Source organism: Microbacterium aureliae, from assembly GCF_054780155.1.
Genome location: NZ_BAAGWW010000001.1, coordinates 102977 through 120148, shown reverse-complemented (window position 1 = coordinate 120148; position 17172 = coordinate 102977). Strand labels below are relative to the sequence as shown.

At 72.7% G+C, this 17172-nt stretch carries 14 protein-coding genes; all 14 read left to right on the top strand.

The genetic code is table 11. The features are described from left to right. Positions 1-82 precede the first annotated feature (82 nt). The 14 genes from ACYVF4_RS00610 to ACYVF4_RS00545 all read left to right on the top strand — a co-directional run bounded on the left by ACYVF4_RS00610 (position 83) and on the right by ACYVF4_RS00545 (position 17158). Positions 83-1657 (top strand): Rieske 2Fe-2S domain-containing protein, encoded by a 1575-nt coding sequence (locus ACYVF4_RS00610; RefSeq protein ID WP_460718729.1) that lies wholly within the window; start codon positions 83-85, stop codon positions 1655-1657. A gap of 82 nt (positions 1658-1739) precedes the next feature. Continuing rightward, positions 1740-2270, top strand: coding sequence for a bifunctional pyr operon transcriptional regulator/uracil phosphoribosyltransferase PyrR (gene pyrR, locus ACYVF4_RS00605; protein WP_460718727.1), 531 nt, complete (start codon positions 1740-1742; stop codon positions 2268-2270). Further along, entirely contained in the window at positions 2267-3235 is a 969-nt protein-coding gene (locus ACYVF4_RS00600; protein WP_460718725.1) for an aspartate carbamoyltransferase catalytic subunit, read from the top strand. Before pyrR ends, ACYVF4_RS00600 begins: the two co-directional genes overlap by 4 nt. Further along, entirely contained in the window at positions 3232-4542 is a 1311-nt protein-coding gene (locus ACYVF4_RS00595) for a dihydroorotase (RefSeq protein ID WP_460718723.1), read from the top strand. The genes ACYVF4_RS00600 and ACYVF4_RS00595 overlap by 4 nt, the downstream gene beginning before the upstream one ends. Further along, positions 4539-5045: a PH-like domain-containing protein gene (locus ACYVF4_RS00590; protein WP_460718721.1), complete on the top strand. Its 507-nt coding sequence runs from the start codon at positions 4539-4541 to the stop codon at positions 5043-5045. Before ACYVF4_RS00595 ends, ACYVF4_RS00590 begins: the two co-directional genes overlap by 4 nt. Then, positions 5042-6199: a glutamine-hydrolyzing carbamoyl-phosphate synthase small subunit gene (carA, locus tag ACYVF4_RS00585; protein ID WP_460718720.1), complete on the top strand. Its 1158-nt coding sequence runs from the start codon at positions 5042-5044 to the stop codon at positions 6197-6199. The genes ACYVF4_RS00590 and carA overlap by 4 nt, the downstream gene beginning before the upstream one ends. Beyond that, a complete protein-coding gene (gene carB / locus ACYVF4_RS00580; protein ID WP_460718718.1) occupies positions 6199-9486 on the top strand; it encodes a carbamoyl-phosphate synthase large subunit in 3288 nt (1095 codons plus the stop codon). The genes carA and carB overlap by 1 nt, the downstream gene beginning before the upstream one ends. Continuing rightward, positions 9483-10343 (top strand): orotidine-5'-phosphate decarboxylase, encoded by an 861-nt coding sequence (gene pyrF, locus ACYVF4_RS00575; protein ID WP_460718716.1) that lies wholly within the window; start codon positions 9483-9485, stop codon positions 10341-10343. Before carB ends, pyrF begins: the two co-directional genes overlap by 4 nt. Beyond that, on the top strand, positions 10336-11259 hold the full coding sequence (gene gmk, locus ACYVF4_RS00570) for a guanylate kinase (protein ID WP_460718714.1): 924 nt from the start codon (positions 10336-10338) through the stop codon (positions 11257-11259). Before pyrF ends, gmk begins: the two co-directional genes overlap by 8 nt. Before the next feature lie 62 nt (positions 11260-11321). Then, a complete protein-coding gene (gene rpoZ, locus ACYVF4_RS00565) occupies positions 11322-11576 on the top strand; it encodes a DNA-directed RNA polymerase subunit omega (protein WP_276179910.1) in 255 nt (84 codons plus the stop codon). A gap of 114 nt (positions 11577-11690) precedes the next feature. Beyond that, entirely contained in the window at positions 11691-12884 is a 1194-nt protein-coding gene (gene metK / locus ACYVF4_RS00560; RefSeq protein WP_460718712.1) for a methionine adenosyltransferase, read from the top strand. Position 12885: 1 nt separating this feature from the next. After that, positions 12886-14859, top strand: coding sequence for a primosomal protein N' family DNA-binding protein (locus ACYVF4_RS00555; RefSeq protein ID WP_460718709.1), 1974 nt, complete (start codon positions 12886-12888; stop codon positions 14857-14859). An 8-nt stretch (positions 14860-14867) separates the two neighbouring features. After that, positions 14868-15791 (top strand): methionyl-tRNA formyltransferase, encoded by a 924-nt coding sequence (gene fmt, locus ACYVF4_RS00550; RefSeq protein ID WP_460718707.1) that lies wholly within the window; start codon positions 14868-14870, stop codon positions 15789-15791. Then, on the top strand, positions 15788-17158 hold the full coding sequence (locus ACYVF4_RS00545; RefSeq protein WP_460718705.1) for an RsmB/NOP family class I SAM-dependent RNA methyltransferase: 1371 nt from the start codon (positions 15788-15790) through the stop codon (positions 17156-17158). Before fmt ends, ACYVF4_RS00545 begins: the two co-directional genes overlap by 4 nt. Positions 17159-17172: the final 14 nt, after the last annotated feature.

Genomic DNA, 17172 nt, shown 5'->3' with positions numbered 1-17172 from the left:
GCCGGCGCGCGCCCGGGCGCGGTCCCAGGTGCGCGCCGAGGGTCGTCGTAGACTCGGGGGCGGTTCTACTCAGGAGGAGATCATGCGGATCACGGGCCTCGGTCACGCCGGGATGTTCATCGAGACGGCGGGCGGCAGCATCCTGTGCGACCCTGTCGTGGGCCCGTCGTTCTTCGGCTCATGGTTCCCCTTCCCGGACAACCGGGCGCTGGACTGGGACCGCTTCGGCAGCGCCGACTTCCTGTACATCTCGCACCGCCATCGCGATCACTTCGATCCGGCGCTGCTGGAGCGGCACGTCCCGAAGAGCATCCGCGTGCTGCTGCCGGAGTACCCCACCGACGACCTTGAGCAGGATCTGCGCCGCCTCGGCTACGACAACATCGTCTACACGCAGGCCGGCGTCCCGCTGGAGTTCGGCGACCTGAAGCTCATGGTCACGCCGCTGCGGGCGCCCAGCGACGGCCCCATCGGCGATTCGTCGCTGAGCGTGGACGACGGCACAGCGAGCATCCTGAACCAGAACGACGCGCATCCGCTGGATCTCGAGAAGCTGCTGGGGTTCTCGAAGCCCGACGCGTACTTCACGCAGGTGTCCGGGGCGATCTGGTGGCCGATGGTGTACGACCTGCCGCAGGAGGCCAAGCAGAACTTCGCCAAGCTCAAGCGGGACGCGCAGAACAAGCGCGCGATGTACTACATCGAGAAGGTCGACGCCGAGCACGTCTTCCCGATGGCGGGGCCCCCCATGTTCCTGCGCGAGGAGCTCTTCCGCTACAACGGGTACGGCCTCCACAACGACGCGATCTTCACCGATCAGCGGCAGTTCCTGTCGTTCATGGCCGAGGAGCGCCCGCAGCAGAAGGGGTACGAGTTCGTCCCCGGAACCGTGGTCGAGCTGGACGGCGGACGCATCTCGGTGACGCAGACCCTGTACACGGATGCCGAGATCGACCGCATCTTCGACGACAAGTGGGCCTACCTCGCCGAACAGCGGGACAGCCGCCAGGACGAGATCCGTGCCGAGGAGGCCGCGCGCGCCGCCGTCCTGCCCCCGGCCGAGATGCTCGAGGCGATCAGGGAGTGGTGGGAGCCGCTGCTGCGCCGCGCCCGGACGATCCGCAACGGGGTGGGCGGCATGGTGCGCTTCCGCATCGGCGAGCTCGACATGGTCGTGGACTTCCCCAAGGCCAAGGTGCGCGAGTACGCGGGGGAGGAGTGCGTGTACTGGTACACGATCCCCGCCGACCTAGTGTCGACCAACATCGCCGATCACGAGATCGACTGGTCGAACTCGATCTTCCTGTCGATGCAGTTCGAGGTCGGCCGCAGCGGCAAGTTCAACGAGTTCCTCACGACTTTCCTCAAGTGCCTCTCGCGCGACCGGATCGAATACGTCGAGAACTGGTACGCCGAGCAGTCCGACCAGACCGAGGACGCCCAGCTCGGCGACTGGATCGTACAGCGCCGCTGCCCGCACCTGCGTGCCGACCTGACGAAGACGGGCAAGATCGAGGACGGCGTGCTCACGTGCTCGCTGCACGACTGGAAGTGGGATCTCGCCTCCGGCCGCTGCCTGACCACGCAGGGCCACCCCATCCGGGCATCGCAGGTCGACGAGGCGGACGGCACGGACGCGGAGCGGCCGGCGGCGTGACCCCCGCCGCGCGTCCGGTAGCATGGACGCGCACCACAGCAACCTTTAACCCCGTCCCGTGAGGCGGAGAAGGGAGCGGCGGATGAGCACGCGCACCGTGCTGCACCAGGCCGACATCGCCCGGGCCCTGACTCGGATCTCCCACGAGATCCTCGAGTCCAACAAGGGCCCCGAGGGGCTGGTCCTCCTGGGGATCCCCACGCGCGGCGTGACGCTGGCCGCTCGGATCGCCGATCTGATCGCCGAGTTCAGCGGTACCCGACCCGCCGTCGGCGCGCTGGACGTGACGATGTACCGCGACGATCTGCACCGCAACCCCACGCGCGCGCCGCAGCCGACCCGCATCCCCGCCGGCGGCATCGACGGACGCACCGTCGTCCTCGTCGACGACGTGCTGTTCTCGGGCCGCAGCATCCGCGCCGCCCTCGACGCGCTGCAGGACATCGGCCGGCCTGCCGTCGTCCGCCTGGCGACGCTCGTCGACCGCGGCCACCGCGAGCTGCCCATCCGCCCCGACTTCGTGGGCAAGAACCTGCCGAGCGCCCGCGACGAGCGCGTCAACGTGCGCCTGGCCGAGGTCGACGGCGCCGAGGAGGTGACGATCGGATCATGAGGCACCTGCTGGACACCCGTTCGCTGACGCGCGACGAGGCCGTGCGCATCCTCGACGTGGCCGAGGACATGGCCCTCACCCAGCAGCGTGAGGTGAAGAAGCTCCCGACGCTGCGCGGCAAGACGGTCGTCAACCTGTTCTTCGAGGACTCCACCCGCACGCGCATCTCGTTCGAGGCCGCGGCGAAGCGCCTGTCGGCCGACGTCATCAACTTCTCGGCCAAGGGCTCGAGCGTCTCGAAGGGCGAGTCGCTCCAGGACACCGCCCAGACCCTCGAGGCCCTCGGCGCCGACGCGGTGGTCATCCGCCACGGCGCGTCCGGGGCGCCGCGGACCCTGGCCACGAGCGGCTGGATCAGCGGGGGCGTCGTCAACGCCGGCGACGGCACGCACGAGCATCCCACCCAGGCGCTCCTCGACGCCTTCACGATGCGCAAGCGGCGGCACGGGGCGGACAGCCGGGGCCGCGGCCTCGACGGCGTGCGGGTCACGATCGTCGGGGACGTGCTGCACTCGCGCGTCGCGCGCTCCAACGTGTGGCTGCTGCACGCGATGGGAGCCGAGGTGACTCTGGTCGCGCCCCCGACGCTGGTGCCGCAGGACGTCTCGTCGTGGCCCGTCGGGGTCGAGTACGACCTCGACCGCGCCATCGGCGCCGGGCCCGACGTCCTCATGATGCTGCGCATCCAGGGCGAGCGCATGAACGCCGCGTATTTCCCCACTGAGCGGGAGTATTCCCGCCGCTGGGGGCTGGACGCCCGTCGGCTGGACGCCCTCGCCGCCGGTAGCATTGTCATGCATCCGGGGCCGATGAACCGCGGCCTCGAGATCTCGGCCGAGGCCGCCGATTCCCCCCGCTCCACGGTCCTCGAACAGGTGACCAACGGCGTCTCGGTGCGGATGGCCGTGCTGTACCTGCTGCTGGCCGGCAGCGACGCGCACGACGAGAAGGAGGACGCACGATGAGCGAGGTCCTGCTGTTCCGCGGTGCCGGAATCGACGGATCCGCCGCGGCGGACATCCTCGTCGAGGACGGACTCATCGCCGAGATCGGCTCCATCGGGCACCGTGCGGGCGCCACGGTCGTCGACGCGTCGGGGCTGATCGCCCTTCCGGGCCTCGTCGACCTGCACACGCACCTGCGCGAGCCGGGGTACGAGGCATCCGAGACGGTGCTGACCGGGTCGCGCGCCGCGGCCGCCGGCGGCTACACGGCCGTCTTCGCGATGCCCAACACCTCGCCCGTCGCCGACACCGCCGGCGTCGTCGAGCAGGAGCTCGCCCTCGGCGAGGCGGCCGGCTACGTCACGGTCCAGCCGATCGGCGCCGTGACCGTCGGGCAGCGCGGCGAGCGTCTGGCCGAGCTCGGCGCGATGGCCGACTCGCGCGCGCGGGTGCGGGTCTTCAGCGACGACGGGTTCTGCGTGTGGGACCCGCTGATCATGCGGCGCGCCCTCGAGTACGTCAAGGCGTTCGACGGCGTCATCGCCCAGCACGCGCAGGATCCGCGCCTCACCGAGGGCGCACAGCTCAACGAGGGCGTGGTCTCGGCCGAGCTCGGGCTCACCGGGTGGCCGGCCGTCGCCGAGGAGTCGATCATCGCCCGCGACGTCCTGCTGGCCGAGCACGTCGGTTCGCGCCTGCACATCTGCCACGTCTCCACGGCCGGCTCGGTCGACATCATCCGCTGGGCCAAGAAGCGCGGCATCGACGTCACCGCCGAGGTCACGCCTCACCACCTGCTCCTGACCGACGAGCTGGCCCGCGGCTACGACGCGCGGTTCAAGGTCAACCCGCCGCTGCGCCGCAGCGAGGACGTCCACGCCGTCCGGGAGGGACTGGCCGACGGCACGATCGACATCGTCGCCACCGACCATGCGCCCCACCCCGCCGAGGCCAAGGCGTGCGAGTGGCAGGCGGCGGCCAACGGCATGGTCGGGCTCGAGAGCGCGCTGCGCGTCGTCCACGCCGCCATGATCGACACGGGCCTGATCACGTGGGCCGACGTCGCGCGGGTGATGTCGCGCGAACCCGCGCGCATCGGCCGGCTCGCCGGCCACGGCACGCCGCTGACCGCCGGGCAGCCGGCATCCCTCACCTTCTACGACCCGGCGCCGGTGCGCCCCTTCGAGACCGCGGACCTGCGGGGCCGGAGCGTCAACTCGCCCTACCTCGGTCGCGAACTCCCGGGCGACGTCCGCTGGACGGTCCACCGCGGACGCGTGACCCTCGCCGACGGCGCCCTCGTCGAGACCCTGGGGGAGCGGGCATGACCCGCGAGGGCGCGCTGCTGGTCATCCTCGCGGTGACCGTCCTCGCCGTCGCCGCCCTGGCGTGGTCGTGGCGCCGCAGGGCGCGGCGGGATGCCGGACTGCACGCCCCGGTCGGCGAGCTGCCCGCCGAGTCCGCCATCACCGGCACCTTCCGTGCGCTGTACGTGGCCACCACCCGCCACGACGAGCCGATGGAGCGTCTGGCGATCGCGGGGCTCGACTTCCGCTCCCGCGCCGACGTGACCGTCGCGACCGCCGGCGTCGCACTCGACCTCACCGGCCGACCGCGCGTGACGATCCCCGCCGCCGACATCACCGGCGTCGAGCAGGCGACGCTCGCCATCGACCGGGTCGTCGAGCGCGACGGCCTGGTGCGACTGTCCTGGCGCATCGACGACGACACCGTCGTCGACTCCTACCTCCGCCCGCAAGAGGCGTCGGCGCGCGCGCTCGCCGACGCCGTCCGCGGCATCCGCCCCCTCCCGACGGGAAACGACGCATGACTGCACTCTTCTCCACCGAACCGGCCGTCCTGGTCCTCGAGGACGGCACCCGCCACCGCGGCCGCGCCTACGGCGCGGTGGGCACGACCCTCGGCGAGGTCGTCTTCGCCACCGGCATGACCGGCTACCAGGAGACGCTCACCGATCCCTCGTACGCCGGCCAGATCGTCCTGCAGACGGCGCCGCACATCGGCAACACCGGCATGAACTCCGAGGACGTCGAGTCCCGGCGGATCTGGGTCGCCGGCTACATCGTGCGCGACCCCTCCCGCGTCGTGTCGAACTGGCGCTCCGAGCAGTCCCTCGACGAGGCCCTGGATGCCGACGGCATCGTCGGCATCTCGGGGATCGACACCCGCGCCGTCACCCGCCACATCCGCTCGGCGGGCAGCATGCGCGGCGGCATCTTCTCGGGACCGGCCGCCTCGCTCGACCAGGACGAGCAGCTGCGCCTCGTCCGCGAGGCACCGCAGATGGCCGGCCAGAACCTGTCGGCGCAGGTGTCGGTCGCCGCTGCCGAGATCACCCCCGCGACCGGCGAGCGCATCGGCAACCTCGCCGTGCTGGACCTCGGCGTGAAGCAGGCCACGATCGACAACCTGGCCGCGCGCGGCTTCGACGTCCACGTGCTGCCGCAGACGGCGACGATCGACGACATCCGGGCGATCGATCCCGTCGCCGTCTTCTACTCCAACGGCCCCGGCGACCCTGCCGCCTCGGACGCGCACGTCCAGGTGCTCCGCGCCGTGCTCGATGACCGGCTGCCCTTCTTCGGCATCTGCTTCGGCAACCAGCTGCTCGGCAGGGCGCTGGGCCTGGGGACGTACAAGCTGCCGTTCGGCCACCGCGGCATCAACCAGCCGGTGCTGGACAAGACCACCGGCCGGGTCGAGATCACCGCGCACAACCACGGCTTCGCCGTCGACGCGCCCCTCGAGGGCGAGTTCGACAGCCCCCAGGGCTACGGCCGCGTCGAGGTGAGCCACGTCGGCCTCAACGACAACGTCGTCGAGGGGCTCCGCGCCCTCGACATCCCCGCCTTCTCGGTGCAGTACCACCCCGAGGCGGCGGCGGGCCCCCACGACGCCAACTACCTCTTCGACCGTTTCGCCCACATGGTCACCGCCCACCTCGAGAAGAAGGACGCCCAGTAATGCCCAAGCGCGACGACATCCGCAGCGTCCTGGTGATCGGCTCCGGCCCCATCGTGATCGGCCAGGCCTGCGAGTTCGACTACTCCGGCACCCAGGCCTGCCGGGTGCTGCGCGAGGAGGGCGTGCGCGTCATCCTCGTCAACTCCAACCCGGCGACGATCATGACCGACCCGGACTTCGCCGACGCCACCTACATCGAGCCGATCACCCCCGAGGTCATCGAGACGATCATCGCGAAGGAGAAGCCCGACGCGATCCTGCCGACCCTGGGCGGGCAGACCGCGCTGAACGCCGCGATGGCGCTCCACGACCGCGGCATCCTCGTCAAGTACGACGTCGAGCTCATCGGTGCGAAGGTGGACGCCATCCGCAAGGGCGAGGACCGCCAGATCTTCAAGGAGCTGGTGATCGAGGCCGGCGCGGACGTCGCGGCCAGCCGCATCTGCCGCTCCATGGACGAGGTGCTCGCGGGCGCGGCCGTGCTCGGCTACCCGCTCGTCGTTCGCCCGTCGTTCACGATGGGCGGGCTGGGGTCCGGCTTCGCCTACGACGAGAACGACCTCCGCCGCATCGCCGGCGCGGGTCTGCGCGACTCGCCCACCCACGAGGTGCTCCTGGAGGAGTCGATCCTCGGGTGGAAGGAGTACGAGCTCGAGCTGATGCGGGACACCGCCGACAACACCGTGGTGGTCTGCTCGATCGAGAACGTCGACCCCGTCGGCGTCCACACCGGCGACTCGATCACCGTCGCACCCGCGCTCACCCTCACCGACCGCGAGTACCAGAAGCTCCGCGACATCGGCATCGACATCATCCGCGCCGTGGGCGTGGACACCGGCGGCTGCAACATCCAGTTCGCGGTGGACCCCGCCACCGGCCGCATCATCGTCATCGAGATGAACCCGCGCGTCTCGCGCTCGTCGGCGCTGGCCTCGAAGGCCACCGGCTTCCCCATCGCGAAGATCGCCGCCAAGCTCGCCATCGGCTACCGCCTGGACGAGATCCCGAACGACATCACCAAGGTCACCCCGGCAAGCTTCGAGCCGACGCTGGACTACATCGTGGTGAAGGTGCCGCGCTTCAACTTCGAGAAGTTCCCGGCCGCGGACACGACGCTCACCACGACCATGAAGTCCGTCGGCGAGGCGATGGCCATCGGGCGCAACTACACCACGGCCCTCCAGAAGGCGCTGCGCTCCCTCGAGAAGCGCGGCTCGAGCTTCCACTGGGGTGCCGAGGAGCGCTCGGTCGACGAACTGCTGAAGATCGCCGAGACCCCGACCGACGGCCGCATCGTCGTGCTCCAGCAGGCGCTCCGCAAGGGAGCCACGCCCGAGCAGGCCTTCGAGGCGACCAAGATCGACCCCTGGTTCATCGACCAGATGGTCCTCATCAACGAGGTCGCCGACCTCATCGCCGCGGCCGCCGACCTGGACCTCGAGACGCTGCGACTGGCCAAGGATCACGGATTCAGCGACGCCCAGATCGCGCAGCTGCGCGGCATCGCCGAGACCGAGGTGCGCGGCATCCGCCACGGACTCGGCCTGCGCCCGATGTACAAGACCGTCGACACGTGTGCGGGGGAGTTCCCGGCGCTCACGCCGTACCACTACTCCAGCTACGACGCCGAGACCGAGGTCTCGCCGTCCGAGCGCACCAAGGTCGTCATCATCGGCTCCGGGCCGAACCGCATCGGCCAGGGCGTCGAGTTCGACTACTCGTGCGTGCACGCGTCGTTCGCGCTGGCGGATGCCGGTTTCGAGACCATCATGGTCAACTGCAACCCCGAGACCGTCTCCACCGACTACGACACCTCGGACCGGCTCTACTTCGAGCCCCTCACGCTCGAGGACGTCCTCGAGGTGCTGCACGCCGAGTCGCGCTCGGGCGAGATCCTGGGCGTCGTGTGCCAGCTCGGCGGGCAGACGCCGCTGGGGCTGGCCAAGGGCATCGAGGAGGCCGGCTACCGGATCCTCGGCACCAGCCCGGCGGCCATCGACCTCGCCGAGGAGCGGGGCCTGTTCAGCGGCATCCTGGACGCCGCCGGCCTGGTCGCCCCGCGCCACGGCACGGCGATCGACGTCGACGGCGCCGTCGCGGTGGCCGAGGACATCGGCTATCCGGTGCTGGTGCGCCCGAGCTTCGTGCTCGGCGGCCGCGGCATGGAGATCGTCTACGACACCGACAGCCTGCGCGACTACTTCGTGCGCATCGCCGACCAGGCCATCATCGGCCCGGGCCTGCCGCTGCTGGTGGACCGCTTCCTGGACGACGCCATCGAGATCGACGTCGACGCGCTGTTCGACGGCGACGAGCTGTTCATCGGCGGCGTGATGGAGCACCTCGAAGAGGCCGGCATCCACTCGGGCGACTCCAGCTGCACGCTGCCCCCGGTCAGCCTCGGTCGCAGCGACATCGACCGCGTCCGCGAGGCCACCCTGGCCATCGCTCGCGGCATCGGCGTGCGCGGCCTGCTGAACGTCCAGTTCGCCATCAGCGCCGGCGTGCTCTACGTCATCGAGGCCAACCCCCGCGCCAGCCGCACCGTGCCGTTCGTCTCGAAGGCGCTGGGCATCCAGCTCGCCAAGGCCGCCAGCCGCGTCATGGCCGGCGCCGGCATCGCCGAGCTGAAGGCCGAGGGCCTCCTGCCCGAGGTCGACGGCTCCCGCGTACCGCTGGACGCTCCGGTCGCGGTGAAGGAGGCCGTGCTGCCCTTCAAGCGGTTCCGCACCGCGGACGGCCAGACGGTGGACTCCGTGCTCGGCCCCGAGATGCGCTCCACGGGCGAGGTCATGGGAATCGACCGCGACTTCCCGACCGCGTTCGCGAAGTCCCAGGAGGCCGCGTACGGCGGCATGCCGCTGGAGGGCACGGTGTTCATCTCGGTCGCCGACAGCGACAAGCGCGCGGTGATCCTGCCGGCCCACCGCCTGCAGGAGCTCGGCTTCGACCTGGTGGCCACCGAGGGGACCGCCGAGATCCTCGCCCGCAACGGCATCGACGTGCGGGTCGTCGGCAAATACTCCGAAACGCAGCAGACCGGCGAGACCAACATCGTCGACCTGATCAACGCCGGCGAGATCGACATCGTCGTGAACACCCCGAGCGGGGGCCTGGCCCGGGCCGACGGCTACGAGATCCGCGCGGCGGCGGTCGCCGGCGACAAGGCGCTGTTCACCACGATGGCCGTCCTCGGCGCGGCGGTCAGCGCCCTGCCGGTGCTGCGCGAGGGTTTCGCGGTGAAGAGCCTGCAGGAGTACGCCGCGGATCGGTCGTCCGCGTCGTGACGGGGTTCGCCGAGCGGCTGACCCGCGCGCTGGCCGCGCACGGTCCGCTGTGCGTGGGGATCGACCCGCACGCCCACCTGCTGGCCGGATGGGGGCTGCCGGACTCCGCCGAGGGCGTGCGCGAGTTCGCGCTGCGGACGGTGGATGCCGCCGCCGGACGCGTCGGCGTCGTCAAGCCCCAGGTGGCCTTCTTCGAGCGCTTCGGCTCCGCCGGATTCGCCGCGCTGGAGCAGACCCTCGCCGCCGCGCGCGCGGCCGGGCTGCTGGTGATCGCCGACGCCAAGCGCGGCGACATCGGCAGCACGATGGCCGCGTACGCGGACGCGTGGCTGCAGCCGGGCTCGCCGCTCGAGGCCGACGCCGTCACCGTCAGCCCTTATCTCGGCCCCGATTCGCTCCGCGACACCCTCACCGCCGCCGTGCGCGACGGCAAGGGCGTCTTCGTCCTCGCCGCCACGAGCAATCCCGAGGCGGCCGCGCTGCAGAGCGCGCAGCCGGTGGACGTGTCCGCGCACGAGGGCCAGACCGTCGCTGCGCGCGTGGCCCGCGACGTCACGTGGGTCAACTCCTCGGCCGCCTTCGCCGGCGGCCTCGGGCCGGTCGGCCTCGTCGTCGGCGCCACCGTCGACCGCGAGCCGCTCGGGCTCTCGGACGACGTCCTCCGCGGCGCGCCGATCCTCGCGCCCGGCTTCGGCGCGCAGGGAGCCGACCCCGCCGACCTGCCGTCGCTGTTCGGCGCGGTGACCCGCAACGTCATCGCGTCCGAGAGCCGCAGCATCCTGTCGGCCGGACCCGGGGGACTCGTCGCGCGCATCGACGAGCGCGCCGGGCTGTACCGGGAGGTGCTCGGTGGCTGATTCGCGGACCCCGCCGGACGTCGACCGGGCGGCGGCATCCCGCCGCGCCGTCGCCGCGCGCCGCGCGCGCGCGGCGCTGAAGAAGGATGTCGCGATGCGGGTGATCACCCCGCAGGAGCTGCTGCGCCGGGCGCTGGCCGAGCCGGAGTCGCCGGCCGGTGCCATGCGCGTGACGGAGTTCCTCACCGCGATCCCCGCCATCGGCGAGGGCAAGCGCGACCGGATCCTCGCCGATCTCGGCATCTCGCCGGTCAAGCGCCTCGCCGGCCTCGGCTCACGCCAGCGGGATGCCCTGCGGGCGTTCCTGGACGTGCGCTGGCCCGAGCAGGGACCGCGCGGCGGACGGAGCCGTCTCGTGGTGCTCGCCGGACCCACCGCGGTGGGCAAGGGGACCGTCGCCGCCCACATCAAGGAGCACCACCCCGAGATCCACCTGTCCGTCTCGGCCACCACGCGGGCCCCGCGGCCGGGCGAGGTCGAGGGCGAGCACTACTACTTCGTCGACGAGGCGGAGTTCGACAGGCTGATCGCCGACGGCGAGCTGCTGGAGTGGGCGACCGTGCACAACGCCCACCGCTACGGCACGCCGCGCGGCCCCATCGAGCGCGCGCTCGAGGCGGGACGGACCGCGCTGCTCGAGATCGACCTGCAGGGCGCCCGGCAGGTTCGCGAGGCCGACCCGTCCGCGACCCTGGTGTTCCTGCTGCCCCCGAGCTGGGACGAGCTGGTCCAGCGCCTCGTCGGACGCGGCACCGAAGGACCCGAGGAGAGGGCGCGGCGCCTGCGCACCGCCAAGGGCGAGCTGGCCGCGCAGAGCGAGTTCGACTACCGCGTGGTCAACGCCGACGTCGCCTCGGCGGCGCGCGAGGTCGTAGAATTGGCGCAGGCGCCCGCGCATCCCTCGCGCGACGGCTGACGCGCCGCCCACGTCCACCGGCTCCCGCATCCTGCGCCGGAGCCCGAATCAGGAGGTTTCGCATGGCCGGAACGAACCAGGGCATCATCGAGCCCCCCATCGACAGTCTGCTCGAGAAGGTCGACTCGAAGTACCAGCTGGTGATCTACGCGGCCAAGCGTGCCCGCCAGATCAACGACTACTACTCCGACCTGCACGAGGGGAACCTGTTCGACAACGTCGGCCCGCTGGTCGACTCGACCGTCGAGGACAAGCCCCTCACCATCGCGATGCACGAGATCCACGAGGACAAGCTGCGCCTTCGCAGCGCCGAGTGAATCAGCCGACACCGTCGGCACCGTGACGCCACGTGGCGTCCGGCGCCGGCGGTGTCGTTCGTCAGCGGCATACTTGGTGCCGACCCGCACCCCCGCCACGACCCGGGAGCATCGATGTCAGAACTGCGCCTGTTCACCTCGGAATCCGTCACCGAGGGCCACCCCGACAAGATCTGCGATCAGATCTCGGACAGCATCCTCGACGCGCTCCTGCGCGTGGACCGCCACAGCCGCGTCGCGGTGGAGACCCTCGTCACCACGGGCCTCGTGCACGTGGCCGGCGAGGTGCGCACCGAGGGCTACGTCGACATCGCCGGGATCGTGCGGGAAGTGGTCAACCGCATCGGCTACACCTCGAGCGAGACCGGCTTCGACGGCGACTCGTGCGGTGTGAGCGTGTCGATCGGCGAGCAGTCCAGCGACATCGCCACGGGCGTGGACACCGCCATCGAGCACCGAGAGGGCGGCTCGGTGGACCCGCTGGACGCGCTGGGCGCGGGCGACCAGGGCATCATGTTCGGCTACGCCACGAACGAGACACCGCAGCTGATGCCGGTGGCGATCTGGACGGCCCACCGCATCGCCGAGCGCCTGGCCGGCGCCCGCCGCAGCGGCGCGCTGCCCTTCCTGCGGCCCGACGGCAAGACCCAGGTCACGATCGGCTACGACGGAGTCGTCCCGCGCACCGTCGAGACGGTGGTGCTGTCCACGCAGCATCACCCGGACATCTCGATCGCGGCGCTGCGCGCCGCCGTCCGCGCCGAGGTCATCGACCCGGTGCTCGCCGAGACCGGGCTGGACGTCGGCCACGTCGACGCCATCATCAACCCCGCGGGCGACTTCGTCATCGGCGGGCCCAAGGGCGACGCCGGGCTGACCGGCCGCAAGATCATCATCGACACCTACGGCGGGGCGGCCCGCCACGGCGGCGGCGCCTTCAGCGGCAAGGATCCCTCGAAGGTCGACCGCTCCGCCGCCTACGCGATGCGCTGGGTCGCCAAGAACGCCGTCGCGGCGGGTCTGGCCGACCGGCTCGAGGTGCAGGTCGCCTACGCGATCGGGCGCGCCCGCCCGGTGGGCCTGTACGTCGAGACGTTCGGCACCGGCCACGTGTCCGACGAGGCGATCACCCACGCGATCCTCGACGTGTTCGACCTGCGCCCGCAGGCGATCATCGACGACCTGGACCTGCTCCGCCCGATCTACGCCCAGACCGCCGCGTACGGACACTTCGGCCGGGAGCTGCCGGACTTCACGTGGGAGCGCACCGACCGCATCGACGCGCTCCGCGCCGCCGCCGGACTCTGACGTGACCGCGCGACGCGTCGCGCGCGTCCTCATCGACTCACCGCTGCCGCAGCTGGACCGCCTGTTCGACTACGCCATCCCGGCAGACCTCGAGCAGGATGCCGCGGCAGGCGTCCGCGTGAAGGTGCCGCTCCGCTCGGCGGGGCGAGTCGTCGAAGGCTGGATCATCGAGGTGGTCCCCGCCGCGCCCGCCGACCGGCCGCTGTCCGACCTCGAGGCGGTCGTCTCACCGATGCCGGTGCTCCCGGCATCCCTCTACGACCTCGCCCGGCGCGTCGCCGACCGCGCGGCGGGATCCGCCAGCGACATCCTGCGCCTGGCCGTCCCCAAGCGGATGGTGCGCGCCGAGAAAGCCTTCCGGGCCGCCCCGCCGCCGGAACCGCCCCACGTTTCCGCCGAGACCGCCGAGTGGGCGCGGGCCGAGCTGTCCGCCTACCCGGGCCTGGACGAGGCCCTCGCCGCAGACGGCCGCGTCGCCGTCGACGCCCCGCCACGGCCCGCGGTCGCCCTCTCGGGGGCGGACGTCGGCGCGTGGGCGCTGCTGCTGGCCGCGGCCGCCCTCGAGACGCTCGCGCGCGGCAGGAGCGCCGTCCTGGTCGTGCCCGACCACCGGGATCTCGCCCAGCTCGAGGCGGCGCTCGAGGGTCGCGTCGACCCGGCCGCGGTCGTCCGCGACGACTCGCGGCAGAGCTCGCCGGCGCGCTACGCCGGGTTCCTGCGGACGCTCGCGGACGCGCCGTGCATCGTCCTCGGCAACCGCTCCGCCGTCTACGCGCCTGTCGCGGACTGCGGGCTGATCGCGGTCTGGGACGACGGGGACCCGCTCCTGGACGAGCCGCTGAGCCCGGGGGTGCACACCCGCGACGCCGCGCTCGTGCGCCAGGGGATGCAGTCCTGCGCGCTGCTGTTCGCCGGCCACACCCGCACGACCGACGTCCAGCGCCTGGTCGCGATGGGCTGGGTGCGCGAGATCGCGGCGAAGCGCCGGGAGTCACCGCGGGTCATCCTCAGCGCGACGCGCGAGGGGGAGTCCCGCGGGGCGCGCGTCCCCTCCAGCGCCTATGCGGCGGCGCGCGAGGCGCTCGCCGGCGGACCCGTGCTCGTCCAGGTCGCCCGCCCCGGCTACGCCCCCGTGCTGGTGTGCGCCGACTGCCGCAAGCCGGCACGCTGCACCCACTGCGGGGGACCGCTGCGGGCGGCGCGACCGGGAGCGGCGCCGCAGTGCTCGTGGTGCGCCCGGACGGCCACCGGCTGGGCGTGCCCCCACTGCGCCGCCACCCGCGTGCGGATGGCGGCCTCGGGCAGCGAGCGGACCGCGGACGAGCTCGGCAGGGCGTTCCCCGGCATCCGCGTCATCGTCGCCGACGGCGATCACCCCGTCGCGCACGTCGACGCCCGGCCCGCACTGGTGGTGGCCACCCGCGGCGCCGAGCCGATCGCGGCGGGCGGCTACCGCGCCGTCATCCTGCTAGACGGCGAACGGATGCTGCTGGCCGAGGATCTGCGCATCGGCGAGTCGTGCCTGCGCTGGTGGACGCACGCGGCATCCCTCGCCGCCCCCGGCGCGCCGGTGCACCTGGTCGGGGTGGCCGGCCCCGTCGCACGCGCCCTGGCCACGTGGACGCCCGCCGCCTACGCGCAGGCGGAGCTCGCGGACCGCGGACCCCTCCGGCTCCCGCCGACGGTCCGCGTCGCCGTCGTCGAGGGCGCGCGGGCCGCCGTCGAGACGGCGCTGCGCGAGGTGCGCGCGGCCGTCCCGGAGCTCGATGACACGGCGGTCCTCGGCCCCGTCCCGGCAGCGGAAGGCGTCCGCGCGGTGCTGCGGTTCGACTACGCTGTGGGAGCGCGCGTGACGCAGACTCTGCGCGCCGCGGTGGTCTCGGACGCCCTCGCCTCACGGCGGACCAAAGGACGCCCTGCCGGCCCCCGCCAGACACTCCGGGTGCGCGTGGACGTGCCCGACATCGACGTGTGAGGAGCGCGATGCGCCTCGTCTTCGCGGGGACCCCCGACGCGGCGGTCCCGTCGCTGCGGCTCCTGGCCGCCACCGACCACGAGGTCGCCGCCGTCGTCACGCGGCGGGACGCCCCTCTCGGACGCAAGCGCGTGCTGACCCCCTCGCCCGTCGCCGCCGCGGCCGCCGGACTCGGCATCCCGACGATCAAGACCGACCGGCTCGATGCCGACGCCACCGCCCGGATCGCCGAGGTCGAGCCCGACCTGGGCGTCATCGTCGCCTACGGCGGCCTCGTGCGCGAGCCGCTGCTGTCCCTCCCTGCCCACGGCTGGATCAACCTGCACTTCTCGCTGCTGCCGCGCTGGCGCGGGGCGGCGCCGGTGCAGCACGCGATCATCGCGGGGGACGCCGTGACCGGCGCGAGCGTCTTCCGGCTCGTCCCCGAGCTCGACGCCGGAGACGTGTACGCCGAGCGGCCGTACGACATCCCGGCGCACGCCACCGCGGGCGAGGTCCTGCACGCGCTCGCCCACGACGGCGCGTCCCTGCTGCACGAGGTCGTCGACGCCGTCGCCGGCGGTGCGGCCCGGCCCGTGCCGCAGCGGGGCGAAGCATCCTTCGCGCCGAAGCTGACGCTCGCCGACGGTCTCGTCGACTGGTCGCGTCCCGCCGCCGAGGTGCTCGCGCGCGTGCGCGGCACGACGCCCGAGCCCGGCGCCCACACGACGATCTCGGGCGCCCGGCTGAAGATCGCAGGCGCCCTCCCGGCGGCCGCCGACGCACCGCGCCTCGCCCCCGGCCGCCTCGCCCGCCACGGCGCCGAGGTGCTGGTAGGGACGGCGACGGAGCCGGTGCGCCTCGTCGCCGTGCAGCCGGCCGGCAAGGGCGTGATGCCCGCCGCGGACTGGTGGCGCGGACTCCGCACGGACGATCCGGTGGCGGGGTCATGAGCCGCGTGAGCCAGGCCCGCAGGGTCGCGTACGACACCATCCGCGCCGTGCACGAGTCCGACGCGTACGCCAATCTGCTGCTGCCCAAGGCGATCGACCGCGCCTCGCTGTCGCCCGCGGACGCGGGACTGGCGACGGAGCTGACCTACGGCACGCTGCGGCGCCAGGGGACCTACGACGCGATCATCGCGATGGCCGCGGACCGCGGCATCCACGAGATCGATCCCGAGGTGCTGGACGCGCTGCGTCTGGGCGCCCACCAGCTGCTGGCGACGCGCGTGGCCAGCCACGCCGCCGTCAACGAGTCCGTCGAGCTCGCCCGTTCCGTCCTCGGCCGCGGGCCGGCGGGATTCGCCAACGCCGTCCTCAGGCGCATCTCGCGGGACACCCCCGGGGAGTGGATGACGCGCATCGCCGAGACCGCGCGGTCCAACGACGAACGTCTCGGCATGCTGCACTCGCACCCGGTCTGGGTCGTCCGCGCCTTCCGCCGCGCCCTGGCCGCCGAGGGGCGCGCCGACGAGCTCGAGGCGCTGCTGGCGGCGGACAACATCTCGCCCCGCGTGACGATGGCGGCGCTGCCGGGACTCGCCGAGGTCCCCGGCGACGTGCGCCGCACCTCGTTCTCGCCGTTGGGGTTCCGGCTCCCCGGCGGGGATCCCGAGCAGATCGTCCGTGAATCCGACGGCAGGATCCGCGTGCAGGACGAAGGATCGCAGCTGGCCGCGCTCGCCCTCACCCGTTTCGCGCCGGTGCGTGAGGGCGAACGCTGGCTCGACCTGTGCGCGGGCCCCGGCGGGAAGACCGCGGTCCTCGCCGCCGAGGCCCTCGCCCACGGCGCGCACCTCGAGGCGAACGAGATCTCGCCGGCACGGGCCGGGCTGGTCCGCGCCGCCGTGTCGGCGGTGCCCGCCGACGTCCCCGTCAGCGAACTCGACGGCAGGATCCGCGCGGAGCAGTCGCCGGGGTCGTACGACCGCATCCTCGTCGACGCGCCGTGCACCGGCCTCGGTGCCCTGCGCCGACGGCCCGAGGCGCGATGGCGGAAGTCGCCCGCCGACGTCCCCGAGCTGACCGGGCTGCAGACGGGATTGCTCAGCGCCGCGCTCGGTGCGCTCGCGCCGGGCGGCGTCGTCGCCTACGTGACGTGCTCCCCGCACCTGGCCGAGACGTCCGGCGTCGTCGCCGAAGTCCGGCGCGAATGGGGCGAGGCGGTCGAAGAGGTGTCGGCCCGCGACGTGCTCACCCGCATCGCCGGGGACGGGCTCGCCCTGCTCCCGCAGGTGGACGGCTCCGGCCGCGCGCAGCTGTGGCCGCACCGGCACAACACCGACGCCATGTCGATCTCGCTCCTGCGCCGCCGCTGACCCGGCCGGCGCCG

Excerpts from the sequence above, each read along its gene's own strand:
- ACYVF4_RS00610 (WP_460718729.1), top strand. The coding sequence starts at position 83 with ATGCGGATCACGGGCCTCGGTCACGCCGGGATGTTCATCGAGACGGCG.
- pyrR (WP_460718727.1), top strand. The coding sequence starts at position 1,740 with ATGAGCACGCGCACCGTGCTGCACCAGGCCGACATCGCCCGGGCCCTG.
- ACYVF4_RS00600 (WP_460718725.1), top strand. The coding sequence starts at position 2,267 with ATGAGGCACCTGCTGGACACCCGTTCGCTGACGCGCGACGAGGCCGTG.
- ACYVF4_RS00595 (WP_460718723.1), top strand. The coding sequence starts at position 3,232 with ATGAGCGAGGTCCTGCTGTTCCGCGGTGCCGGAATCGACGGATCCGCC.
- ACYVF4_RS00590 (WP_460718721.1), top strand. The coding sequence starts at position 4,539 with ATGACCCGCGAGGGCGCGCTGCTGGTCATCCTCGCGGTGACCGTCCTC.
- carA (WP_460718720.1), top strand. The coding sequence starts at position 5,042 with ATGACTGCACTCTTCTCCACCGAACCGGCCGTCCTGGTCCTCGAGGAC.
- carB (WP_460718718.1), top strand. The coding sequence starts at position 6,199 with ATGCCCAAGCGCGACGACATCCGCAGCGTCCTGGTGATCGGCTCCGGC.
- rpoZ (WP_276179910.1), top strand. The coding sequence starts at position 11,322 with ATGGCCGGAACGAACCAGGGCATCATCGAGCCCCCCATCGACAGTCTG.
- metK (WP_460718712.1), top strand. The coding sequence starts at position 11,691 with ATGTCAGAACTGCGCCTGTTCACCTCGGAATCCGTCACCGAGGGCCAC.
- fmt (WP_460718707.1), top strand. The coding sequence starts at position 14,868 with ATGCGCCTCGTCTTCGCGGGGACCCCCGACGCGGCGGTCCCGTCGCTG.
- ACYVF4_RS00545 (WP_460718705.1), top strand. The coding sequence starts at position 15,788 with ATGAGCCGCGTGAGCCAGGCCCGCAGGGTCGCGTACGACACCATCCGC.